This window comes from Burkholderia sp. BCC0405, assembly GCF_902833075.1.
GTDB lineage: Bacteria > Pseudomonadota > Gammaproteobacteria > Burkholderiales > Burkholderiaceae > Burkholderia.
Genome location: NZ_CADFEO010000006.1, coordinates 216,664 through 239,215 on the forward strand (window position 1 = coordinate 216,664; position 22,552 = coordinate 239,215).

Annotated in this window: 19 protein-coding genes and 2 pseudogenes; 12 read left to right on the plus strand and 9 right to left on the minus strand. The window is 65.8% G+C overall.

Annotation, left to right across the window (positions count from 1 at the left end):
• The first annotated feature begins 173 nt into the window (after positions 1-173).
• From HWX36_RS12150 to HWX36_RS12160, 3 genes and pseudogenes are all read left to right on the plus strand, one after another.
• Positions 174-1,340: a porin gene (locus HWX36_RS12150; protein ID WP_175952484.1), complete on the plus strand. Its 1,167-nt coding sequence runs from the start codon at positions 174-176 to the stop codon at positions 1,338-1,340.
• A 255-nt stretch (positions 1,341-1,595) separates the two neighbouring features.
• A pseudogene (locus tag HWX36_RS12155) lies at positions 1,596-1,820 on the plus strand (amino acid ABC transporter substrate-binding protein); the annotation flags it as partial.
• A gap of 670 nt (positions 1,821-2,490) precedes the next feature.
• Positions 2,491-5,004, plus strand: coding sequence for an EAL domain-containing protein (locus HWX36_RS12160; protein ID WP_175952338.1), 2,514 nt, complete (start codon positions 2,491-2,493; stop codon positions 5,002-5,004).
• A gap of 22 nt (positions 5,005-5,026) precedes the next feature.
• On the opposite strand, the gene HWX36_RS12165 is transcribed toward HWX36_RS12160, so the two are convergent.
• A complete protein-coding gene (locus HWX36_RS12165) occupies positions 5,027-6,256 on the minus strand; it encodes a peptidoglycan DD-metalloendopeptidase family protein (RefSeq protein ID WP_175952485.1) in 1,230 nt (409 codons plus the stop codon).
• A gap of 153 nt (positions 6,257-6,409) precedes the next feature.
• Here HWX36_RS12165 and HWX36_RS12170 point away from each other — a divergent pair, with 153 nt between their 5' ends.
• Both HWX36_RS12170 and HWX36_RS12175 read left to right on the plus strand, forming a co-directional pair.
• Entirely contained in the window at positions 6,410-6,868 is a 459-nt protein-coding gene (locus HWX36_RS12170; RefSeq protein WP_175952339.1) for a hypothetical protein, read from the plus strand.
• Positions 6,869-7,312: 444 nt separating this feature from the next.
• On the plus strand, positions 7,313-7,645 hold the full coding sequence (locus HWX36_RS12175; protein ID WP_175952486.1) for a cupin domain-containing protein: 333 nt from the start codon (positions 7,313-7,315) through the stop codon (positions 7,643-7,645).
• Between the two features lie 162 nt (positions 7,646-7,807).
• On the opposite strand, the gene HWX36_RS12180 is transcribed toward HWX36_RS12175, so the two are convergent.
• The gene (locus tag HWX36_RS12180; protein WP_011350136.1) at positions 7,808-8,107 is read right to left on the minus strand and encodes an H-NS histone family protein; all 300 of its coding nucleotides are present in this window, start codon (positions 8,105-8,107) and stop codon (positions 7,808-7,810) included.
• A 282-nt stretch (positions 8,108-8,389) separates the two neighbouring features.
• Here HWX36_RS12180 and HWX36_RS12185 point away from each other — a divergent pair, with 282 nt between their 5' ends.
• The gene (locus HWX36_RS12185) at positions 8,390-8,878 is read left to right on the plus strand and encodes a RidA family protein (RefSeq protein WP_175952487.1); all 489 of its coding nucleotides are present in this window, start codon (positions 8,390-8,392) and stop codon (positions 8,876-8,878) included.
• Positions 8,879-9,583: 705 nt separating this feature from the next.
• A complete protein-coding gene (locus tag HWX36_RS12190) occupies positions 9,584-9,835 on the plus strand; it encodes a hypothetical protein (RefSeq protein WP_175952340.1) in 252 nt (83 codons plus the stop codon).
• Between the two features lie 21 nt (positions 9,836-9,856).
• On the opposite strand, the gene HWX36_RS12195 is transcribed toward HWX36_RS12190, so the two are convergent.
• Positions 9,857-11,011, minus strand: a complete 1,155-nt coding sequence (locus tag HWX36_RS12195; RefSeq protein ID WP_175952341.1) for a histidinol-phosphate transaminase — start codon at positions 11,009-11,011, stop codon at positions 9,857-9,859.
• Positions 11,012-11,416: 405 nt separating this feature from the next.
• On the opposite strand from HWX36_RS12195, the gene HWX36_RS12200 reads away from it, so the two are divergent.
• The 4 genes from HWX36_RS12200 (at position 11,417) to HWX36_RS12215 (ending at position 15,981) form a co-directional block, all read left to right on the plus strand.
• Positions 11,417-12,508, plus strand: coding sequence for a helix-turn-helix transcriptional regulator (locus tag HWX36_RS12200; RefSeq protein WP_175952342.1), 1,092 nt, complete (start codon positions 11,417-11,419; stop codon positions 12,506-12,508).
• A gap of 560 nt (positions 12,509-13,068) precedes the next feature.
• Positions 13,069-14,055 carry a TRAP transporter substrate-binding protein gene (locus HWX36_RS12205; RefSeq protein ID WP_175952343.1) on the plus strand — a complete coding sequence of 329 codons (987 nt, stop codon included), beginning with the start codon at positions 13,069-13,071 and terminating at the stop codon, positions 14,053-14,055.
• The gene (locus HWX36_RS12210) at positions 14,052-14,624 is read left to right on the plus strand and encodes a TRAP transporter small permease (protein WP_175952344.1); all 573 of its coding nucleotides are present in this window, start codon (positions 14,052-14,054) and stop codon (positions 14,622-14,624) included. Before HWX36_RS12205 ends, HWX36_RS12210 begins: the two co-directional genes overlap by 4 nt.
• Positions 14,625-14,628: 4 nt before the next feature.
• On the plus strand, positions 14,629-15,981 hold the full coding sequence (locus tag HWX36_RS12215) for a TRAP transporter large permease (RefSeq protein WP_039347791.1): 1,353 nt from the start codon (positions 14,629-14,631) through the stop codon (positions 15,979-15,981).
• A gap of 146 nt (positions 15,982-16,127) precedes the next feature.
• Here HWX36_RS12215 and HWX36_RS12220 read toward each other — a convergent pair whose 3' ends face one another.
• The 6 genes and pseudogenes from HWX36_RS12220 to HWX36_RS12250 all read right to left on the minus strand — a co-directional run.
• Positions 16,128-16,385, minus strand: coding sequence for a hypothetical protein (locus HWX36_RS12220; protein WP_175952345.1), 258 nt, complete (start codon positions 16,383-16,385; stop codon positions 16,128-16,130).
• Between the two features lie 32 nt (positions 16,386-16,417).
• The gene (locus tag HWX36_RS12225) at positions 16,418-18,382 is read right to left on the minus strand and encodes an FAD-binding oxidoreductase (RefSeq protein ID WP_244136397.1); all 1,965 of its coding nucleotides are present in this window, start codon (positions 18,380-18,382) and stop codon (positions 16,418-16,420) included.
• Between the two features lie 61 nt (positions 18,383-18,443).
• A complete protein-coding gene (locus HWX36_RS12235; protein ID WP_175952346.1) occupies positions 18,444-19,523 on the minus strand; it encodes an ABC transporter permease in 1,080 nt (359 codons plus the stop codon).
• A complete protein-coding gene (locus HWX36_RS12240) occupies positions 19,516-20,529 on the minus strand; it encodes an ABC transporter ATP-binding protein (RefSeq protein ID WP_175952347.1) in 1,014 nt (337 codons plus the stop codon). Before HWX36_RS12240 ends, HWX36_RS12235 begins: the two co-directional genes overlap by 8 nt.
• Positions 20,530-20,541: 12 nt before the next feature.
• The gene (locus tag HWX36_RS12245) at positions 20,542-21,624 is read right to left on the minus strand and encodes a TauD/TfdA family dioxygenase (protein WP_175952348.1); all 1,083 of its coding nucleotides are present in this window, start codon (positions 21,622-21,624) and stop codon (positions 20,542-20,544) included.
• 3 nt (positions 21,625-21,627) lie between these two features.
• A pseudogene (locus HWX36_RS12250) lies at positions 21,628-21,780 on the minus strand (class I SAM-dependent methyltransferase); the annotation flags it as partial.
• A gap of 16 nt (positions 21,781-21,796) precedes the next feature.
• On the opposite strand from HWX36_RS12250, the gene HWX36_RS12255 reads away from it, so the two are divergent.
• Entirely contained in the window at positions 21,797-22,474 is a 678-nt protein-coding gene (locus HWX36_RS12255) for a LysR substrate-binding domain-containing protein (RefSeq protein ID WP_244136398.1), read from the plus strand.
• The last annotated feature ends 78 nt before the right edge of the window (positions 22,475-22,552 follow it).

Here is a 22,552-nt window from a genome sequence, read left to right on the forward strand (position 1 = left end):
GCATGAAATTTTGAGGATGACGAAATGATTGAGTCAGATATGCCGATCTGGAGAACATGACGCCGGCCGTTGCGGCTTGAGACGACGCGCAGCTCGTGCGCCGTCATCTGCATTCGAATACAACAAAAACCGTTTCAAACAATCCCGAAACCACTCCTGACAGTGAAATACCGATGAAAAACAAGAAAACCAAGGTCAGCGTTATCGCTGTTGCCGCCTTCGCAGCATCGTCGGCGGCAATGGCCCAGTCGTCGATCACCCTGTACGGCATGCTCGATGCGGGGATCGGCTACACGTCGAACATCAATGGCCACAATCGGTTCGGCCTCGACGGCGGTGCCGCAGGTTCGAACAAGTGGGGCCTCAGGGGGACGGAAGATCTCGGTGGCGGCCTCAAGGCTATCTTCAAGATCGAAAACGGCTTCAACATCGGTACGGGCGGGATAGGCGGCCAGGGGCCCATCGGTTCGACGCGTTCGTTGTTCAACCGCCAGGCTTACGTATCGCTCGCTTCCGATCAGTACGGTACCGTGCGTCTGGGGCGCCAGCTCGACGCCGTGACGGAAATGGTTCAGGTCCTGACGGGCGACGCCATTTCGGCGTCGACATTCTCGACCCCGGGCGACGTGGACAACAACGACAACACGACGAACCAGAACAGCGCCGTGAAGTACATTTCGCCGCTCATCCATGGCTTCCAGGCTGAAGGCGCGTACTCGTTCGGCGGCGTTGCCGGTTCGATGGGTTCGGGTCAATCGTGGTCGGTGGCTGCAAACTACGCCCAGGGTGGTCTGACGGTCGCCGGCGGCTACTTCCATGCCGTCAACCAGGGTGAGAACGGGTGGACGAACGCAACGGCGCAACCGAGTTTCGGTGGTGCGCTGGGCTATCCGAGTTCGGGTTACAACGGCGGCAATGCGTTCAAGAGCGCGGGCATCGCGCAAGTCGCGACGCAATACCAGATGGGTCCGTACACGGCCGGCTTGCGCTACTCGAACGCTCAGTACCAGGGCAACGCCGGCCAGCCGTCGATCCACTTCAACGTGCTGGGTGCCCTCCTGCAGTACCAGGTCACCCCGGCGCTGTCGCTGGCGACCGGGTACACGTACGTCTACGGTTCCGCAGCCACGCCCGCGCTGGCTGCCCAAGGCCGCACGATGGCGTCGATCAACCAGGTGTCGCTGGGGGCGACGTACTCGCTGTCGAAGAGCACCGCGTTGTACGCGATGGGCGGCTACGTTCATGCTCAGGGCGCTCAGGCTTCGGTTGCCGACTTTGGCAACACCGCATCGGGCGGCAACCAGGTTCAAGTCAACATCGGCATGTACCACGGCTTCTGATCGCCGGCGCGGAAGTCCGGAGTAGTGGCTGCACTGCTCCGGCAAAGCGGCACTCTGCTGGTGGCGCTTCACCTCGCGCGGGTGTCGTGAGCGGAAAATTCCTCTCGTTGATCGTTCGTTTTGCCGGCAGTGGCGAAGTTGTTGTTTGACGAGACGGTCATCCCGCATCGGCACTGCGTACGGCGGCGAATGGCGGCGCCTGGGCGACGCGCACGGCGCCGGACGACCCCGAGGAGACATCCGCACCACCAGAATCGGATCGGCGGTTCCGTGCTCGAGGCCGTGCCGCACGAGCGGGGCACGGCGGGTCAGCAACAGGGGCTCCCGCTCGGCGCGTTCTCGTTCAACCGGCGAGACAGCGATCTGCTCGAGGCGGTCAACAGGCAACTCCGTGCGTATCTGGGTTCGCCGGACCATCGAGCCAGGATGGCGGCATTCGGCCTGACGCAGAGCGAGATCGATCCCGCACTCGCGCAGTGAGCATGAAGCCGGCTTCGACCGACGGCGGCCGATCGGCAACGCCAGATCGATGGCTGCGTGTCGGTGCCGCTCTGCCGATGATCGATTTCAGGCGAGTCCTTTTCAGGCAAGGGAGCCGCGAGCGCGGCGCAGGAAGCATGTGCCGCCCGGCAGCCTCCATTGATCGGCTTCACCGGCGCCCGTTCGCGCGACATACAGTCTGATTTTCCGCCAAGCGGGTTCGCTCGGGCATACGACGCAGCGCCGAACACGATGGCACATCGCGCCGCCCGCGTAGAGCACACGAGCCGGGTGGGGCGGTGACGTCGCAGGAGCGTCGACATGTCACCCGGGCCGCCGCCGCTCGACTTGCCGGCGCGCAGCCCGAATATCGTCGCGGCACTCAACTCTTGTCCAAATCTGCCGTAAACTCGGGGCGGCTGCCCCTGCAAGGGCAGGGCTCCGGCGTGTGGATCCGTTGGACAAGGGATCGTCAAATGCGGCATCGAGGCCAATGTGCCGCGCTCGCCGCCACGACGCTTCAAACGATGGATCGATTCCCCGTTTGCGAGTTCGATGAGTGCGCAACCATTCGAGGCAAGTGAGATCGCACCGCGCTTGTCGCCGCGGGCGAGCCCGCAGGTTGCCGAATCGTCGTGCGCCGGCGGTTTTTCGTCGTCTTGGTTAGAGAATGTATCCGAGCAGCTACGATGTTCCGATTGCGCGCCTCGTCGCGCGTCAGATTCTGTCCTGCGCGCCCGCCACGCCGGTGCGGGAGGTCGCACGACGCATGTTCGCCGAGCGTTGCAGCTCGATCGTCGTGATGGAGGATGAACAGGTCGTCGGGATCTGGACCGAGCATGATGCGCTGTCGGCCGGCGACAATCCGTCCGGGCTCGATCGGCCCGTCAGCGAGGTGATGAGCCGTCCGGTGCTCACGCTCGAAGCCAATACGCCGCTGGGTGAAGCCGCGATGAAGTTCAAGCAGTCGGGCGTGCGGCACTTCGTGGTGGTTCGCGATGGCGCCGCGATCGGCGTGCTGACGCAGACCGACGTCGTCGTGAACCAGGGGCCGGAATTCTTCCTGCACCTGAAGCCGATCGAATCGATCCGCGTCCATCCGCCCGTTGTGGTGCACGAGCAGGTTGCGCTGCACGAGGTCGTCGCACGGATGCGCGCGCAACGACTCGATGCGGTCCTCGTCGGCTACGACGACGGCGAGCACGGCATCCTGACCGAACGGGACATCGTCCGGCTCCTGGCGGACGGCGGGGCGCAAGGCGCGGTCGGGGCCTACGCGAGCAAGCCGCTGCAGATGCTGACCGCGAAGCAGAGCCTGTATGCGGCGCAGCGTTTCATGACCGAGCACAATATGCGGCACGTCGGCATCCAGGACGAGGCGGGCAGGCTGGCCGGGCTGCTTTGTTTCGCGGACGTGCTGCAGAGCATCGAGCACGAATACGCGAACGAGCTGCGCAGCGCATTGCGCGAGCGCGACGAAGCGCTGGGTCTCGCCCGCTTCAACCTGCGCATGGCCGATCGGGTGTTCGAATCGGCGCTCGAAGGCATCATGGTGACCGACCGGCACGCGAAGATCGAGCGCGTCAACCAGGCCTTCACGCGCCTGACCGGATACACCGAGGACGAAGTGGTCGGGCGCAATCCGGCCCTGCTGAGTTCCGGGCGCCAGACGGCGGATTTCTACAAGCAGCTGTGGCATTCGCTGACGACCGATGGCCACTGGCAAGGCGAAATCTGGAATCGCCGCAAGACCGGCGAGCTGTTTCTCGAATACCTGACGATCACCAGCATCCGCGACAACGACGGCGAGATCTCGCACTATGCGGCGATCTTCTCCGACATCACGCAGCGGCGCCAGGCGGAGGAGCGGCTGGGCTATCTCGCCACGCACGACGTGCTCACCGATCTCGCGAACCGGACGCTGTTCGAGGAGCGGCTCGCGCACGCGATCGTTCACGCGAAGCGGCTCGGCCGCAAGGTCGCGGTGATGTACCTCGATCTCGACCGCTTCAAGCTGGTCAACGACACACTCGGCCACAACGCCGGCGACGAGGTGCTGAAGATGGTCGCGGGGCGCATCGTCGCGACCGTGCGCGCGAACGACACGGTGGCGCGCATGGGCGGCGACGAATTCGCGCTCGTGCTCGAGGAGTTCGACGATGTCCGCGACGTCGGGCGAGTGGCGCGCAAGCTGCTCGACGAAGTGGGGCGGGCGATCGACATCGGCGGTCGCGAGATCTTCGTGACGCCGAGCATCGGCATCAGCATCTATCCGGACGACGGCACCGAGGCGGAGCACTTGATCCTGCTCGCGGACCAGGCGATGTACGGCGCGAAGAGCCGGGGCAGGAACGTGTTCCAGTTCTTCGAAAACAAGATGACGTCGTCGGCGATGGAGCAGCTGGAGACGCTCGGCGAACTGCGCCGCGCGCTCGAGCAGAACGAATTCCGCCTGTTCTACCAGCCGCAATACGATCTGGCCAGCGGCCGGATCGTCGGTGTGGAGGCGCTGTTGCGCTGGATGCATCCGCGCAAGGGCCTGGTGCCTCCGGGCGACTTCATCGGGCTCGCGGAGCGATCGGCGCTGATCGTTCCGATCGGACGGTGGGTGCTGCACGAGGCCTGCCGGCAGGCGCGCCGCTGGCTCGACGAAGGCTTCGAGTTCGGGCGTGTGTCGGTGAACGTGTCGGCGCGGCAGTGCTTCACGGACCATTTTCTCAGCGACCTGACGACCATCCTCAGCGAAACCGCATTGCCGGCCGAATGCCTGCAGCTCGAGTTGCTCGAAAGCATGGCGATGAACACGCGCGAGGAAATCGGCATTCTGCTGCGCGAGCTGGCGACGCGGGGCATCAGCCTGGCGATCGACGATTTCGGTACGGGGTATTCGTCGCTGGTCTATCTGAAGGATCTGCCCGTCGATACGCTGAAGATCGATCGGTCGTTCCTCACGGATTGCGGTTCGGGCAGCACGGACGACGCGATCGTGCGCGCGATCGTTGCGATGGGGCGCGCGCTGGGGCTCGATGTCGTGATGGAGGGCGTCGAGACGCAAAAGCAGCTGGCTTTCCTGCGGGAGATCGGTTGCCACCAGGTGCAGGGCTTTTTGTTCGCGCGGCCGCAGCCCGCCGAACAACTGGCCGGGATCTCGTCGCGCGTCGGCACCGAATTGCTGACCGAGTGAGTCGGGTGCCGACGCGCCCGCGCTAATTCGCGCATTCCGGCACCACCGGGTCATTGCTGTTCGTGTAGACGAATCCGTCGGAGATCCACTGATTCGAGTCGAGTCGATACCAAAGCCGTGTGGCGCCCCAGTTGCCGTTCACGGAGTCGCCGTACCGGTGGCAAGCGAGCTGCACGGTGCGCCCGTTCTCGAGCGTACCGACAATCGGCGCCGACAGCGAAGGCGCGCTGCGCAGATTCGCCGGCCCCGGCGCCTGGACGCGCGCACTGACGGGCGTGGACGGATCGCCGGAATCCGCGCTCCCGTAGTTGACCAGCCAGGCCTGCGGGGTGACGCGCCGTTGATTGCGAACCGCGTATCCGGAATACGGTGAAGTGCCTTCGAAGAATTGCCAGCCGCCGATCGTCATGCCATTGACGGACACGTCATTGCCATCCTTGCTCAATGAAAAGTGAACGTGCGGCCCGGTCGTTTGCCCGCCGCACGGCAGGCCGTTTCCGACGGTGCCGAGATATTCCCCCTGACGGACGCGTGTACCGCTGTTCAGCGACGTCAGCTGGACCATGTGGTAATACGTCGTCGCATAGCCATTGTCGTGAACCACCTTCACGATCGCGCTGCCGTTGCGCTCGCAGCTCTTGTAAAGATAGCCGTCTCGCGCCGCCAGCACGCGGCCGTTGCCACCCGAGAAATCGAGCGAGTTATACGGCCTGCTTTGTCCGGACCAGCCGTGTGCGCCGCCCGTCCAGTACCACCCGGCATTCGGCTCCCACGGCAACGCAAGGCCCGGTTGCGGCAATGCCGCCGCCCGCGGCGCAAGCGAGGCGCGTCTTGACGCGAGATTTTTTCGCTCGCCGGCCGCGAGCAGCGTGGGGGGCGCCGCATCGAGCAGTTCTCCGAACGTGCCGCTGCCCTCCACACCCGTGATCCATCGGCCATTCATGTTGCGCGCGATGAACAGCTTCGTGACGGGATCGGCGGATTCGTCTTCACGCAGGATTTGCGTCGCAGTACCGAATATCCATCCGGAAACGTCATCGGTCTTGATTGCCTCGACCAGGTTGCTGTCCGACTGGGCCGGCAGTGCCAACGTCCTGCCCGATCGGGATTCAAGCGCCTGCTCGATCGAGCGTTGCAACGACGCCTCGATCGGCGCCGCATGGGCGATTTCGGTCAGGCAGGCTGCAATCAGCAGCATTCCAGCGAGGGCTTTAATCGAATTCGATGCAGAACGGCCTGATATATTGCGCATAGTTAAATGCACCATGGATAGGGTTTGCGAGAAGTTCACGATAGCGGCGTCAAGCCTACATCATTCGTCATTCATTGCAAGCAAAATGCAATGTATCTTTGTCTTATTTTAAATGGTTGATAAAGTTGAAATTATTGATGCGATAATTTAAACGTGATTTTTTCGATCCTGAAGCCGGAGTCGGTCGATCTGGAGTCGTCTTTCTGGTTTCGATGGTTTTTCGATGAATCAAAGTGGTTTGATCGAGCAGATATCTGTCTCCATTCCGGCGCCACACTCGAAACAATCGATGCAGGCGGGAGCATGGGGTCACTGTCGCGCGATGCGAAGAACGCCGGTCAACCCGACAAGACTGCCGATTCACCGGTTGCTGCAGTGCCGGAACCGCGGCAAGTGGAGCAAGGCCGCCGCCTCGACGGCATCGCTCAATGGCTGCTGGCGCTTGCCGGACACGATGGCATCCTGCTCTTCGCGCAGGTCGTGCCTCTGCTCGCAAGCCAGGTTGATAAAAGCACTCTCCGCGCAATGAAGTCCGTCGAATGCCGATTCAGTTGTTTTCGTCCATCCTGGCGTGCCGGTGAATCTGCAAACCGGTTCAGGATGTCGGCATGATCGAGTTGCGATTTGCAGATCAAGCGGTCCCGACTCGCGCCGCCATATATCGAGGTGAGAATGGCTTGGATTTTTACCGACATGCAGGGTGTCGGTTTGCGGTCGCGGAATATTTCTTGAAAAACCGGCACGCATTATTCAGTTCGGGTCATGCCAATGCGTGGGTGCTCAAAAGACAATTCCCGACGCATGGTAGCCGGATGCGCAACGATGGCTCTTTGCGCGGCGCAGGTTGGCGTCGGCGGCAAACGCGAACGCGATCGCACTCCGGCCGAGTTTATGCAATCAATTCGCCGCGATCGATTCATCGGCGCGTTCATGGATGCGCTTGAACCGGTCTTGCCCGAGCAATGGTGTCCGTCAGGTCATTGGGCTAGAGTGAACGCTTGCCCGGCGCCTTCGAACCGGCTTCCTTCTTACGCGGATCATCGACGAGGCCAGACCATGCAACTTCAAACCGGTAACCTGTTCGCCACCGAAGGCCGGCGCGGCGACGACGAGCAAATCGATCTCCTCGTCACGGGCCAGCGTCTGAACGTAGAGCGAATCGTATCGATGGGGCACGCGAGCCCCGACGGCTTTTGGTATGACGACTCACGCGCCGAATGGGTCGTGTTGCTGTCGGGCGCAGCCGTACTCGAATTCGAAGGCGGCCCGGCGCGCCATGAAATGCACCCGGGCGATTACGTGCTGATCGAGCCGCATTGCCGCCATCGCGTCGCGTGGACGCACGAAGAAACGCAATCCGTCTGGCTTGCGATTTATTACGAACGTTGAATCAGGAAATATTGGGCGGAATGCGATCGGGCGCGTGGCATGCCGCCACGCGCCGAATGAGACAAAGCTTCATCAACCGGAACGGTCTTTGAATACCGCCGGTATCGATGCCCAAATAACAGGACGGCGTGCTGAACCGCACGCCGTTGCACGTCTGGAATCTTATTCCTGGATCAGGAATCGATTGCGATTCTTCGCGTCCTTGATCCATGCGGGCGCGCGACCACGGCCCGACCAGGTTGCCCCGGTCTTCGGGTCGCGATACTTTGCCTGCACGGGGGCGGCCGCTTGCTTGGCCGGTCGACCACGGCGCGTACCGAAAATGTCTTTCTCGGTAATGCCGAATTCCGCTACTTTGGTGCGGATGTCGTCGACGATCGCCTGGAATTCCGCGGCACGTGCAGCTTCGGCTTTCTCAGCCAAAGCTTCCATTTGGGCTTTCAGTTCCTTGTACGTTGCCATGTATCGCTCTTCAGGTTGAGTACACACATGATAGCGGTTTCAGCGGAAAATTTTGAGGAAATTCTCTTCCACGACGCGTTTTGTTGTCGATAAGACGACACAGGACTGCTTCGAACACCTGAAAAGTGTGTCATGTTTGAGAAATCGTAGAGGGTTACCCGGAGACTTTTAACGGCGGCGGCACGTCGCTTTGACCGTTCCCGGCGGGTTTTCTTCTTGAAAGCAAGCAGCAAAAACTTAACTCCGCTTTACATTTTTTATGAAGTATCGGGGAATTCACCCATGAACAGAGACGATAAGCTGAGCCGGATCGCGGCCGAATTCGGCTTCAATCCGGACGAGGAAATCAGGATCGGCGGAAAGTACAGGCCCGTCCTGGTCGACGGGAACGCGGCCTACATTGCCGGTCAGATTCCGCGGATCGGCGATGTGGTGCATTTCGTTGGCGTCGTGGGGGAATCCGTTTCGCTCGACGAAGCTCGCCGGGCCGCCGGCGTATCGGCGCTGCGCGCGCTCTCGCTGATCCGAAAGCACTGCGGCACGCTCGACGCGATCGCGACGGTGCCTCGCATCACCGTCTATGTGCGAAGCACGCCTGACTTCACGATGCAAAGCGAAGTGGCTGACGGCGCATCCGATGTCCTGTACGCGGTGCTTGGCGACGCAGGCGTCCATGCGCGTTCGTCGGTCGGCGTGCTGCAATTGCCCAAAGGCGCGTCGGTGGAAGCGGATTTCATTTTCGGGTTGAAGCAGGGCAATGCCGATGGCTGACTGCAACGGGTCGTCTCTCGCGGGTGCGTAGTTGCGCGAAACATTCGGATATCCGGCGCACGACGCGCCTGCGAGTGACAACAGGCCCTGCAATGCCGAAAGAAAATGAAACGGCTGGCGAACGAATTCGAGACGTCGCTTGACGAAGAGGATCTCGCGAAGGTTCAGGCGGCATCGATACCTGTGATGCGAACCTGCGCGGCGGGCGGGGAAGGTGGGCTGCGCTGGCGTGCGACCTGCATCCAGACGATCTCGCTCGTCGAGCAGGGGGCGGACGTTGCCGTGGCCGACGCATACGGCGCACGGCGCTCCACGTTCGCGCTCGCAGTCGTCGCGCATGGGGGGCGTGCACTGCGCCCGTGCACGCCACACATCCGTGCTGCATGCCTGCCGCGCGACTCCGGGCTCCCCGCAACCACCGGAAATCACTGTCCCGCCAATCTCGCGCCGCATCCCCACTTTGGGAGATGCCGTCACCCGACAGCAAGCCTACGATTGACCGCAGGGCATCGGGCCGGCTGTCATCAGAACAAACGGACAGGCCCGCCGTTCCGTATCGAAATCAGCACATGCCTACGAGGTTGACTGACACAGCTTCTGCGTACGATGGCGACACGACGTGTGCGGTGAGTCGTTTGCATCGCAACACGATGGCGCGTTGTCGACGGAAGGCCTGGTGTCGTATTTCGGGGAATTTCAATCCATATGCTGGCACGAGACTATGCAGAACGAGAGCTCTCTCACATTCAGAGAATGGTCGCTCTCCTGGACAGCGAGACGAACGCTGACGATGTGTCGATGTCGGGCGCGGGGCGTGTGCGGCATCCGAGCTACTGGCGCGGGCGCATCGAGGCGCTGCTGTCGGCGCCCGATGTGCCGCGCCACGTCAGGACGCTCAGCGAAGCAGTGCTCGCGAAGCTCGACGCGATGGAGATACGGTTCGCGACGATGAAGTAAGTCGATCGTCGGATGCGGCGCCTACATGCGCTCCGTCGCGTCGCCGACCGGATGGCCGGTCGCTTGTCCGGGCGCCATCACGTCGAGCAGGGCCGCGCGAAACGCGGCCATCTCCGCAGCGGTGCCGATGGACACGCGAAGATACGCCGGCGGCCCGGACTCGCGAATCAGGACGCCATGGCGCAGGAGTCCGCTCCAGATCCGGTGCCGATCCGCAAACTCGCCGAACATCACGAAGTTGGCGTCGGAATCGGCTACCGTGAGGCCCAGGCCACGCAGCCAGCGGACGGTCGAATCGCGCTCGGCCTTGATGGCCTCGACTTGCGACAGCATCTCGTCACGCGCGGCCAGCGCCGCGCAGGCCGCCGCCTGGGTAAAGGCGGACAGGTGGTAGGGCAATCGAACCAGCTTCAGCGCTTCGACGATCGCCGGTGCGCACGCGCAATACCCGACGCGGCCGCCCGCGAACTTGAACGCCTTGCTCAACGTGCGGGTGACGACGAGCCGCGGATGCTCGGGCAGCAGCGTCACCGCGCTGGGGACGCCGCGACGCCGGAACTCCGCATAAGCTTCGTCGACGACGACCACGCCCGGCGCGACGTCGAGTATCGCGCGGATATCGTCGACCGGCAGCGCGGTGCCGGTCGGGTTGTTCGGCGACGTCAGCAGCACCACGCTCGGCTGGTGCTCGCGAATACCGTCGAGCGCCTGATCCCGGTCCAGCACGAAATCCACGGTGCGCGGCAACGCATGCGGGCGCGTGAAAGTCGTGCGGCAGTATTCGTCATACATGGGATACGCGGGTGTGAAGGCCAGCGCCGAACGCCCCGGGCCGCCGAATGCCTGCAGGATCTGCTGGATCACTTCGTTCGAGCCGTTGGCCGCCCAGATGCGCGAGGCGTCGACCGTCACCCCGGTGTCGTGCGTCAGATACGCAGCCAGATGCGCTCGCAGCGCGGCAAAGTCGCGATCGGGATAGCGGTTCGCCGCGCGCGCCGCGTCGGCCACCGCGGTCGCGATGCGCTCGACGAGCGCGGGCGACGGCGGATACGGATTCTCGTTGACGTTCAGGCAGACCGGCACATCGAGCTGCGGCGCCCCGTACGCGTGCTGCAACTTGAGATCCTCGCGGAGCGGTAAATCCGGCAAGGCGACTGCTTTCCAGGGTGGTTGCATTGAAAACGCTCCATAACGGGTTCGATTGATCGGCGCGGCAGGTTTTTAAGGCGGCAAAAAACAAAAAAGGCGCCGGAGGCGCCTTGGTTGTCGTCTTGATCGGGTATTGACCCGATGCAATTGCTAGATGCGAAACGAACCACGGCGCAACCGGGGGCGGCCGTGGTGATGGTGCAGCGAGAGCGTGGTGTTTCGAATCGTCATGCGCCGCATCATGGCATACCGTGATCCGGATGAAAAGCGATCGGCATTGCGTGTGCCGGAATAACGGCCATTACGTCAGACGATAAGCGGTAACAAACGTGGTATTTCGATCAAGCGCGAACGAGTGATTCAAACGTGGGCGCCGATTGACTAAGATGCGCAGAAGACGTTCGACAAAAACGCACGGCGCGGGGTGGCCAGATGCAACTGAACGGATTGATTCCATCGGCATGGGTCGATGACGTCTATGCTGCGGCACTCGGCGATCAGCGATGGGAAACGGTGCTGGACGGGCTGCGATCGTGGGTCGGCGTGCGCATGGTCACGCTGCTGTCGTTCGACGACGCGGCGCGGGTGCCGGCGATCGAGCAGGCGGCGGGTGACGACGCGTCATGGGTCGCCGCGTGTTACGACGCCTACAACACCGAGTTCTATCTGTACGACCCGGTCGTGCCGGTCGCCGCCAACTGGCCGGCGGGCCGCTGGTTCGAGGACGTCAAGCACCTGTCCGCCCATCAGCGCGCGCACGGCGCGTTCTACCAGGAATTCCTTCACCCTTATGGGCTCGGCAGCATCTCGGGCCTGTACATCCGTCGCAGCGAGGGCTCCGGCGCATTCCTCAGCGTCCAGAACGGCCCCGAATCGCCAGGCCTTTCCGATGACCAGCGCCACGCGATCGAAACCATGGGAATGCACATCGGCCGCGCGCTGCAGATCCAGGCACGGATCGGCGCGCTCGAGGCACGCGTGGCCGCCGCCGAATCGGCGCTGGACGCGATTCCGGTGCCGGTCTTCCTGCTCGGCGAGCAGCGTGAGCTGCGCTATACGAATCGCGCGGCCGATCAACTGCTCGCGGCCGAACCGGCGCTGCGGGTGGTGAACGGGCGATTCGCGCCGGAAGGCTGTGTCGACGATGCGCAATGGCGGCGCGCGCACGCGCGCGGCGGGCTGCTGTTGCGGCGCTCGACGGGCGAACCGCTGCCGCTGGCGCTGATGCCGGTGCCCGAGCAGTCACGGCTGATGCGCGAGCGGCCGGGCGTCGCGACGCTGATGACGGCCGCCGACCTGCGTTCGCCGTCGGCCCGCGCGCAGCGGCTGCGCGTGTTCTACGGGCTGTCGTCGGCTGAAGCCGAGCTTGCCGTGCTGCTGTGCTGCGACGGGCTGTCGCCGCAGGAATGCGCCGGGTTGCGCGGCGTGTCGATCGGCACGATCCGTTCGCAGATCAAATCGATCTACGCGAAGACGGCAGTGGCGCGCGCGGCGCAATTGACATCGCTGGTCATGCAGACGTGATGGCGCGGGGCAGGCCTGGGTGCCTGCCGCCGTCCGGATTCCCAGTCGTTCCTTCCCGGTCGTGCCGCACGCGGCGGTGCGTGGCCGGCGCGCGCGCATGGCATCGCGCCAACGGACTAGCGCCAACGGACTAGCGCCAACGGACTAGCGCCAACGGACTAGCGCCAACGGACTAGCGCCAACGGACTAGCGCCAACGGACTAGCGGTGTGATCAGTCATCCTACAACAAATGCAAGTGACGCGAAAGATTACTTCCCGATGCCAGCGGAAGCAACGGGCTGTCCCTCCTGCTCGAATGCAGGTCCCGTTCCAGAAAACGTTTCGCGCAAACACGCCTAAACAGAGAAAACGATTCCCTGAAATTTCCCCAACACCCGTCATGGCAATGGTTCTACGGGTATGCACCAAGTGAGTTAAACGATTAACCGACGTACATTCGCGTCAACACGTCATACGACGTATGACTCAGCGGTCAGCGGTCAGCGCGCACGGCGCCGAAGCATGCGCATGCCGTCGGGCCGCCGCGCAACAACAAGCACAACCATCAAGGAGACTGACGATGAAGCACCGATTCAACCGCTCCCGAGTCGCCCTGGCCGTCGCGCTGCTGGCCGGCTTCGCGATGTCCGCCCAGGCGCGCGTGTTCCGCTCGGCGGACGTGCATGGCGACAACTTCCCGACCAACATGGCCGTGAAGTTCATGGGCGACGAGCTGTCGAAGCAGACGGGCGGCAAGGATTCGATCAAGGTGTTCGGCAACAGCGCGCTCGGCTCGGAGAAGGACACGGTCGACCAGGTGCGGATCGGCGCGATCGACATGGCGCGCGTGAACGGCGCGTCGTTCAACGAGATCGTGCCGGAATCGCTGATCCCGTCGTTCCCGTTCCTGTTCCGCGACATCGATCATTTCCGCAAGGCGATGTACGGCCCGGCCGGCCAGAAGATCCTCGACGCGTTCACCGCGAAGGGGATGATCGCGCTGACGTTCTACGAGAGCGGCGCGCGCTCGATCTACGCGAAGCGCCCGGTGCGCTCGCCGGCCGACATGAAGGGGCTGAAGGTGCGCGTGCAACCGTCCGACCTGATGGTCGACGAGATCAGGGCGATGGGCGGCACGCCGACGCCGATGCCGTTCGCCGAGGTGTACACGGGCCTGAAGACGGGGCTCGTCGACGCGGCCGAAAACAACATGCCGTCGTACGAGGAAACCAAGCACTACGAAGTGGCGCCCGACTACTCGGAGACGCAGCACGCGATGACGCCGGAAGTGCTGGTGTTCTCGAAGAAGGTCTGGGACACGCTGTCGCCGCAGGAGCAGGCGGCCATCAGGAAGGCGGCGGCCGATTCCGTGCCGTACTACCAGAAGCTGTGGACCGCGCGCGAAGCGTCCGCGCAGCAGGCCGTGACGAAGGGCGGCGCGAAGATCCTGCCGGCCGCGCAGATCGACCGCGCGGCGTTCGTGAAGGCGATGCAGCCGCTGTGGACGAAGTACGAGAAGACGCCGCAGATGAAGCAGATCGTCGACGAGATCGAGGCCACCAAGTGACGCGTCGCACTTCCCTGAACAGCGCGGCGGCCACGGGTGGGGCGGCCGCCGCCCCGGACGGCGCGGCGCGGGCGCGGCCGCATGCCGCGCCGTTCCTGCGCTGCGTGAACGACGTGCTGTTCCGCGTGCTGGCCGTGATCGCGTCGGCGTGCCTCGCGGTGCTCACGCTGCTGGTGTTCTACGCGGTCGTGATGCGCTACGTGTTCGAGAACGCGCCGGATTTCGTCGAGCCGATCGCGCTGCTGCTCGTGATCGTGATCGCGATGTTCGGTGCGGCGATGAAGGTGCGCGACGGCGGCCATATCGGCCTCGATTCGCTCGTGCGCCGGCTGCCGCCGGCCTCGCGCACGGTGGTGATCGCGATCCAGCACCTGTGCCTGATCGTGTTCGCGATCATGATCATGGCCGGCTGCGGCAGCATGGCCGCCGAGACGATGGGCGACCGCATCCCGATCATCGGGATTCCGGAAGGCGTGCGCTACCTGATCGCGATGCCCGCGGCGATCGCCATCATCCTCTTCTCGCTCGAGCACCTGCTCGCGCTTCGTCGTTCTACGCCGGGACAATAACGCCATGGAACTCGCGATCCTGTCCGTCAGTTTTCTGATTTTCCTCGTGCTGGGCGTGCCCGTGTCGTTCGCGCTCGGGATCGCCTGCGTGCTGACCTATATGGTCGAAGGCTTGCCGATCGCGACCGCGATGCAGGCCATGATCTCGGGGATGAATGCGTTCTCGTTCCTCGCGGTGCCGTTCTTCATCTTCTCCGGCGAACTGATGCTGCACGGCGGCATCGCGGACCGGATCCTGCGCTTCGCGCAGGCGACCGTCGGCCACTTCCGCGGCGGCCTCGGGATGGCGAACGTCGTCGCCTGTACGCTGTTCGGCGGCGTGTCGGGCTCGCCGACCGCCGATACGTCGGCGATGGGCGGCGTGGTGATTCCGCTGATGAAGCGCGAAGGCTACAGCGCTGCGTACGCGGTCAACGTGACGACGCATGCGTCGCTCGCCGGCGCGCTGATGCCGACGTCGACCAACATGATCATCTACGCGTTCGCCGCGCAGGGCATCACCGGCATGCTGCACGGCCAGCCGGTGAGCGGCGTGTCGATCGGCGACCTGCTGTTCTCGGGGCTGCTGCCGGTGTTGTGGGTGATGGGTTTCGTGCTCGCCGCCGCGTACTGGCAGGCCGTGCGTCACGGCTATCCGCGCCGTGAAGACGGTTCGTCCGCGCTGCCCGCGTTTCCCGGCTGGTATGCGGTGCTGCGCAGCTTCGTCGGCGCGGTGCCCGGCCTGATGGTGATCGCGATCATCCTCGTGTGCGTCGCGAAGGGGATCGCCACCGCGACCGAAGCGGCCGCGATCGCCGTCGTGTACTCGCTGGTGCTGACCGCGGTGGTCTACCGGACGCTGACGGCCGAGAAGCTGCGCCGCGCGCTGTCGCATGCGGCGCGCACGACGGGTGTCGTGCTGCTGCTGATCGCGGTGTCCAACATGCTGCGCTTCCAGATGTCGTACCTCGAGATCCCGGATGCGATCGAAGGGCTGCTGAAGCAGTCGACCGCGGCGCCCTGGCTGATGCTGCTGTACATCAACATCATCCAGGTGTTCCTCGGCACGTTCGTCGACATGGCCGCGCACATCCTGATCACGACGCCGCTGTTCCTGCCGATCGCGATGGCGTGCGGCGTCGGACCGGTGCAGTTCGGGATCATGCTGCTGCTGAACTGCTCGCTCGGCCTCGTGCACCCGCCGATCGGCTCGGTGCAGTTCGTCGGCTGCGCGATCGGCAACGTGTCGATCGGCGAGACCACGAAGATGGCGTGGCCGTATTACCTCGCGATCTTCAGTGCGATCAACATCGTCACGTACCTGCCGTTCTTCTCGACGTGGCTGCCGAGCGTCATCAGCGGGCACGCGGTGTTCTGATCGCGCGCTTCGCTTGTCTTCGCCCGTCGCGGCGCCGGACGACCGAGGTGGTCCGGCGCCGCCTTTGCATGCGTCGCTCCCTTCACGTCACCGGAAGACGCGTGAGCACGAAGCCACGCTGCAGTGCCGCTCGCGGCGAGCAGGGCCTATCTGTCGACCGACGCATCCGGGGCACCCCCATTGCATGGCGGTCCATCGGCCTGCCGATCATCACGCCAATCCGCCAGCTCGCGCCACAGCGCCGGGCGCGCGTGATCGCGGGGCGACAGCGCGATCACGTAGACGGCGCCGCGCACGTTGACCACGACACCCGAGTCGGGCAGCGTGGCCGGGATACCGGAGCACGGTTGACCGGCGTCCGGTTCGGAAGCGGTGCCCGGGCCGGGCGGGCGTCGAAACATCATCTGAATTCTCCATGGCGCCTCGATACGGCGCGTCAGTAGCGGACACGCCCGATCAACCCCAGCGGGTCGATCGCGTGCTGGACGGCGGCGGCGACCTGCCGATGTGATGCCGGCACATGCTTGCGGTAGTACGCGACGTTCACCGGCCCGACGCCATGCTCGGCGCTGAAGCAGCCACCGGCCCGCACCACGCGGTCGTACAGCGCGCCGCGCAGCGCCACCTGCTGCAGCGGCCCGTAGCGCTCCGCACTGGCATGCGGGATCGACACGACGAGATGACAGCCGCCGTCGCCGAAATGCCCGAACGCGTAACAGCGCAGCGACGGATGCGCGGCCGCGATCCATTGCTCGGCATCGGCGACGAACGCGGCCAGTGCGCTGCGCGGAAACGACACGTCGAACGACAGCGGCAGGCCATCCTGCGCGACCGCGACCGGCAGTGCATCGCGGATTCGCCAGAACCGTTCGGCCGGCGCGCAGGCCGCGTCGAGCACCGCGCGTTCGTTCGCGAGCGCGTCGAGCGTTGCGATCGTGCGTTCCTCGAGCAGCGCATCGAGCCCCGCCATGCCGGTCGCGATCTCCACGAGCGCATAGCATGCCGCTGCGTCGGCGTCGAACGGAACGCGCAACGCCGGAAACGCGGCCGCGACGCAGCCGACGGCCGCCGCCGACATGAATTCGAATGCCGACAGCATCTCGCCGAACACGCGCTCGAACGCGAGCAGGCCGGCGAGCGCTGCGTCGTAAGACGCAAACGCGACGAACGCGGCGCACGACGACCGTTCGAGCGGCGCGAGGGCGAACGACACGGCCGTCACGAGCCCGTTGGCGCCGTTCGCGCCGATAAAGCATTGCGTGACGTCGAAGCCCGCGTTGCGTTTGCGCAGCGGCGCGAGCGCGTCGATCACGGTGCCCGCCGCGTCGGCGAGCACGACTTCGACGCCGAGCACGTTGCGGTGCACGTCGCCGTACTTGATCAGGCGGCTGCCGCCCGCGTTGGCGCCGACGAGGCCGCCGGCCGCCGGATCGCTGCCGAGGTCGATCGGCAGGCAGAGGCCGGCTTCGGCCGCCACGCGGTTGATGTCGGACAGCCGCACGCCGGCCTCGACCGTGATGCTGCGATTCGCCGCGTCGAACGCGCGAACGGCCCGCATCCGGTCGAACGACACCACGCATTGCGTGCCGCTGCGATCGGGCACGGCGGCGCCGACGAGCCCGGTGCGTGCGCCCTGCGCGACGAGCGCGATGCGGTGCGCGACGGCGATCCGCGCGAGCGCGCTCGTGTCGGCGGTCGAGGCCGGCCGCGCGACGCCGAGCGCGATGCCGCCGTGGAGCGTCACGTCCGTCGTGTAGGGCTCGCATGCGTCGTCGGACGCACCGTCGAGCCAGCCGTCGCCGAGCGTCGCGGCGAGCGCGTGCCGCTGCGCGGTGCGGTCGGGCAGCGCGCTCATCGTCAGGCCGGCCCGCACGAGCTGCTTGCGCAGGCGGCCGCGCACGACGACCAGCGCGATCAGCGGCACGACGCCGCCCCACAGCGGACTGTGGCGCATCGTGATCGACACGGCGAGCGCGACGACGGTGACGGCGAGCAGCACGATCGACAGCGAGCGCGCCCGCGCATGGTCGACGAACGTGCCGTCGACGAAGCCGCCGTCCGACCACGCGGTATGCACGATGCCGACGACCAGCACGCAGACGAGCATCGCGGCCGGCCCGAGTTCCTCGCCCCACAAACGGCTACCTGTCGGCGACACGAGCGCGAGCACCGCGCCGATCACGAGGAACAGGTCGACGCCGAGCGCGATGCTGTTGCGGTCCGCGCGGCGGATCAGCCACACGCCGTGCACGAGCGCCAGCACGCCGCCGATCAGGAACGCGTGCGTCCAGCGCACGTCCGGCTGCTCGGGGCCGAGCCGGCCATAGAACAGGAACACGATCGCCGGCAGGAAGTTGCTCGCGTGCAGCAGGTAGTCGGTCATGGGATTGCTCGATTTCATCGGGGGATTCTCCTTCGTCGAAACGTCGAAACGTCGAAACGTCGAAACAGCGGGCGACGCGTCATGCGTCGTGCCAGCGGAACAGCCGCACGGCGGCGAACAGGAACAGCGCCGTGCTCGCCGTCATGCCGAGCAGTTGCGGCGCGAGCTGCGCGTACGGGGCGCCGTCGACCAGCGCGCCGCGCAGCGCGACCGCGAACTGGTTGGTCGGCAGGAACGCGAGCACCGCCTTCAGCCAGGCCGGCGCGTCGTGCATCGGGATCGTCAGGTCGCTGAAGAACAGCAGCGGGTAGTAGGTGACGTTGCAGGCGAGTTCGGCGGCGGCCAGCGATTGGGTGCGGCTCGCGAGCAGCACGCCGATGCTGAGCACCATCGCCGCGCCGAGCAGCACGATCGGCAACGCGCGCAGCCCGTCCGGCGTCGCGATCGGCAGCGCGATGCCGAACGCGACGCGTGCGACCGTCAGCAGTACGAGCGCCGACAGCGCCATCATCACCATCCGCGCGACGATCAGCGCGGCGAGGAACACGCCGCGCGAGACCGGGAAGCACACGTACAGCTTGAACGTATTGCGTTCGCGCAGCGACGCGATCGCGGTCGTCGTCGAATTGAGGCCGATCGCCATGAACGCCATCACGAGAATGCCGGTCGCGAAGAACGCGCCATAGTCGAACGGGCGGCGCGCCGGCGCCGCGTTCTCGAAGCGCGCCTGCGCGGCGGGCACCCCGAGCCGCTGCGCGGCGCAGCGCGCGAGCGCGATCTCGACGACGCGCGACGCGGCCTTGACCGCGAGCGAGCCGTTGAAGTCGTAGCGGATCGTCGCGGGCGTGCGCACGTCGTTGCCGAGCACGACGGTCACGCGATCGGCCGCCGCGCCGCGGCCGTCGAAGGTCGCCTTCACCGTGTCGCTGTGCGAGAAGCTGGCGACGATCTGCGCTTCGCAGGCGCGGCTGTACGGCGTTGCGCCGCCGGGCACGTCGAACGCGATGTCCGCGGTGCCGAGCGAACCCGAGCCGCCGAACGCGAACAGCATCACGCTCAGCAGGAACAGCGGGAACACGAGCGTCCAGAACAGCGACGAGCGGCTGCGCAGATAGCCGAGCAGCTCGTTGCGCACCAGGATCAGGAACACCTTAGTCATGGGAAGGGCCCTCGGTACAGAGGCGCAGCAGGTCGCCCGGCGTGCTCGGTGCGAGCGCGAGATGCTGGATGCCCTGTTCGCCGACGATCCGGTGCACGTTCGGATGCAGCGTCGCATCGCCGAACACCTCGACGACATGCGTGGCCGATACGCGCACGCCGGTCACGCCCGGCAGCGCCGCGAGGCGCTTACGCAGCGCGCGGGCATCGGCTTCGTCGCGGCAATGCAGGACCGCGCGCGCGTCGCCGACCAACTCGGCGCGCAGCGCGTCCTTGTCGCCCTGGTAGCGCACGCCGCCGTCGCGCACCCACACGAGATCGTCGACGACGGCGAGTTCCTCCTCCGCGTGGCAGATCATCGCCACGCTCGTGCCGCGCGCGCGCTGGCGCAGCAGGTCGATCACGACGCCCGCATAGCGGCGGTCGAGGCCGGTGAACGGTTCGTCGAGCACGGCGAGTTCGGGCCGGTGCGCGAGCGCGACGTAGAGATCGACGCGCTGGCGCTGCCCCTTCGACAGCGCGCGGCACGGCTTGTCGAGCAGTTCGGCGACGCCGAGCGCATCCGTGACCGCCGCATCCGCGCGCACGTACATCGCGCGGTGCAGCGCGACGATTTCCGACACGCGCAGATGGTCGGGATACTCGACCTTCTGCAATTGCGCACCGATGCGCCGTAGCGACGGCGTATCGCGCATGAAGCGCGCGGCCGGCACGTCGAGCACGCGCACGTCGGTGCCGCCGCGCCGGAAGCCGAGCAGCGTCTCGAGCAGCGTGGTCTTGCCGGAGCCGTTCGGCCCGACGATCGCGGTGACGGCGCCGAGCCGGAACCGCACATGCCGCGCGGAAAAACGGAAATCGCCGGCCGCGACGTCGATCGCGCGCGCGCCGAGCGCCGCGCCCGGCGCGTGCGCATCGGGCAACGGCGGCGTGGCCGTGCGCAGCGGCCGGTCGAACGCGGTGTGCGGGCCGAACAGCGCGCGCACGGAGGCGAGGAACGAATCGCTCATCGTTGCATCCTGTCAGTCGAACAGCGTGACCTGCGTGTCGCGCGCGCCCCGGTACGGGTTGCGGCCGTGCGCGACCAGCATGTTGTCGACGACGAGCACGTCGCCGGCCTGCCACGGGAACGCAAGCTCCTCGTTGTCGAACGCGTCGTAGATCGGGGCGAGATCGTCGAACGGCATCGGCGATCCGTCGCCGTAGCGGATCTCGTACGGGAACGCCGCGCGCCCGGCGTACATGCGTTGCAGGTAGCGGTAGCTGAGCTCGCCCATCGAACGCGGGTTCGGGTGTTGCGCGCTCGCCTGGTTGAACCACACCGTCTCGCCGGTGCGAGGATGCGTGCGCAGCGCGCTGCCGACGTGCGACACGGTCACGCTGCCGTCGTCGAGCCAGCGGCAGCCGACGCCGCGCTCCGCGCACAGCCGCTCGACCTCGTCGCGCTCGCGCGTGCCGAACGCGTCATGCCACGGCCGGTGGTATTCGGCGAACGGCAGGTTCGGGTTGGCGGCGAGGCCGTCCGCGCGATCGCCGGGCGCCGCGAAATTGCGCAGGTACATCACGCCGCGTTCGGCGAACCGTTCGCGCAGCGCGGCCGGCACGCGCGCCGTCACGCGCCGCATGTCGCAGATCGGCGTCTCGCCGCCCGCGTCGGCCGGCTGCCGGCAATAGAACGCGACCAAGCGCGGGAACGCGGGCATGTAGGCCATCTCCTGGTGCAGCCCGATCTTGAACGGCGGCGGCATGCGGGTCGACTCGTACACCTGGCCGTCGATCTGCCGGCGGGGCGCCGCGCCCGCCGTGTAGCCGTGCGCGTGTGCCGGATACAGCGCGCCGAGGCGGCCGAACGCGGCGGTGTCGGGTACCGCGAAGCCGCGCCACAGCAACGCACCGCACGCGTCGAGCAGCGTGTCGATCGTGTCGAGCCGCGAGCGGTACCATGCGACGAACCTCTCCGGCGAGGTCGCGAGTTCGGCGCTGCGCGGCGTCACGCACAGCGGCAACGTCGCGCCGGGCGCGACCGCCGAGCAGTGCACGTCGTCGGCGCCGAGCCGCGCGGCGGCGTGTGCGGCGTGTGCGGCGAGGAAGGCGAGGTCGGTCATCGCTCAGGCCAGCGCCGGTTTCTTCAGCAGGATCTCGAAGCCGAGCGCGCCGAGCCCGGCGCTCGGGCTGTAGATCGACGCGACTGCCGCGAGACCGGCTTCGGCGACGAGCGCATGGGCTTCGTCGAGCGTGATCTTTTCCTCGACGTGGGTCGGCCAGCGCGCGATCTCGTTGTCGACCACCGTTTCGTTCGCGGCGCTGTGGCTGATTCCGCGCCTCGGTTCGTTCCGCGCAAGCTACTCCGACATCGACGTACGCGTGTCGGCAACGAGCGAAATTGAAGATCTTAAACGCAAACGTTTGCACCTGGCCGTGCGATATGCAGGGCCGTATACGTCGACGGACGAGACGGACGTGCTGTTTCGCGAGCGTGTCGTGGCGGTCTGCAGCCCGAGCCTGATGCCGGCGGCGGGCGATGCGGCGTCGATGAAGCCGGCGGACCTCGACAAGCACGTGCTGCTGCATCTCGACGATCCGCGCGGCGAGTGGCCGTGGCACGGATGGAGCCACCTGCTGAAGGAACTGGGCGTGCCGCGCCTGCGGCCCGCCGGGGCGCTGCATTTCAGCCAGTACGACCAGCTGGTGCAGGCCGCGGTCGACGGGCACGGCATCGCGATCGGGCGGCGGCCGCTGGTCGACGGGCTGCTGAAGCAGGGCAGGCTCGTCGAGCTGTTCCCGCACTGCACGGTCGCATCGGGCAGCTACGTGGTGGTGCAGAACCCGGATGCATGCAACGAGTTCGATATCGCGGTGCTGACCAACTGGCTGCTCGAACAGGCGCGCGATCCGCTCGTGTCGGACCAGGAAACGGGCGGCAGCAACGTGGTGCCGATGTATCGCGTCGGATAGTCCGGTCGTCGGCCGCTCGACGGCGCATTGCCGTGGGCGATCGACACTGCCGTCGCCGAGCGTGCGGCGGGTGCCGAG

Bases quoted from the DNA above. Each gene is read 5' to 3' on its own strand.
- HWX36_RS12150 (WP_175952484.1), top strand. From the start codon at position 174: ATGAAAAACAAGAAAACCAAGGTCAGCGTTATCGCTGTTGCCGCCTTC.
- HWX36_RS12160 (WP_175952338.1), top strand. From the start codon at position 2,491: ATGTATCCGAGCAGCTACGATGTTCCGATTGCGCGCCTCGTCGCGCGT.
- HWX36_RS12165 (WP_175952485.1), bottom strand. From the start codon at position 6,256: ATGCGCAATATATCAGGCCGTTCTGCATCGAATTCGATTAAAGCCCTC.
- HWX36_RS12175 (WP_175952486.1), top strand. From the start codon at position 7,313: ATGCAACTTCAAACCGGTAACCTGTTCGCCACCGAAGGCCGGCGCGGC.
- HWX36_RS12180 (WP_011350136.1), bottom strand. From the start codon at position 8,107: ATGGCAACGTACAAGGAACTGAAAGCCCAAATGGAAGCTTTGGCTGAG.
- HWX36_RS12185 (WP_175952487.1), top strand. From the start codon at position 8,390: ATGAACAGAGACGATAAGCTGAGCCGGATCGCGGCCGAATTCGGCTTC.
- HWX36_RS12190 (WP_175952340.1), top strand. From the start codon at position 9,584: ATGCTGGCACGAGACTATGCAGAACGAGAGCTCTCTCACATTCAGAGA.
- HWX36_RS12195 (WP_175952341.1), bottom strand. From the start codon at position 11,011: ATGCAACCACCCTGGAAAGCAGTCGCCTTGCCGGATTTACCGCTCCGC.
- HWX36_RS12200 (WP_175952342.1), top strand. From the start codon at position 11,417: ATGCAACTGAACGGATTGATTCCATCGGCATGGGTCGATGACGTCTAT.
- HWX36_RS12205 (WP_175952343.1), top strand. From the start codon at position 13,069: ATGAAGCACCGATTCAACCGCTCCCGAGTCGCCCTGGCCGTCGCGCTG.
- HWX36_RS12215 (WP_039347791.1), top strand. From the start codon at position 14,629: ATGGAACTCGCGATCCTGTCCGTCAGTTTTCTGATTTTCCTCGTGCTG.
- HWX36_RS12220 (WP_175952345.1), bottom strand. From the start codon at position 16,385: ATGATGTTTCGACGCCCGCCCGGCCCGGGCACCGCTTCCGAACCGGAC.
- HWX36_RS12225 (WP_244136397.1), bottom strand. From the start codon at position 18,382: ATGAAATCGAGCAATCCCATGACCGACTACCTGCTGCACGCGAGCAAC.
- HWX36_RS12235 (WP_175952346.1), bottom strand. From the start codon at position 19,523: ATGACTAAGGTGTTCCTGATCCTGGTGCGCAACGAGCTGCTCGGCTAT.
- HWX36_RS12240 (WP_175952347.1), bottom strand. From the start codon at position 20,529: ATGAGCGATTCGTTCCTCGCCTCCGTGCGCGCGCTGTTCGGCCCGCAC.
- HWX36_RS12245 (WP_175952348.1), bottom strand. From the start codon at position 21,624: ATGACCGACCTCGCCTTCCTCGCCGCACACGCCGCACACGCCGCCGCG.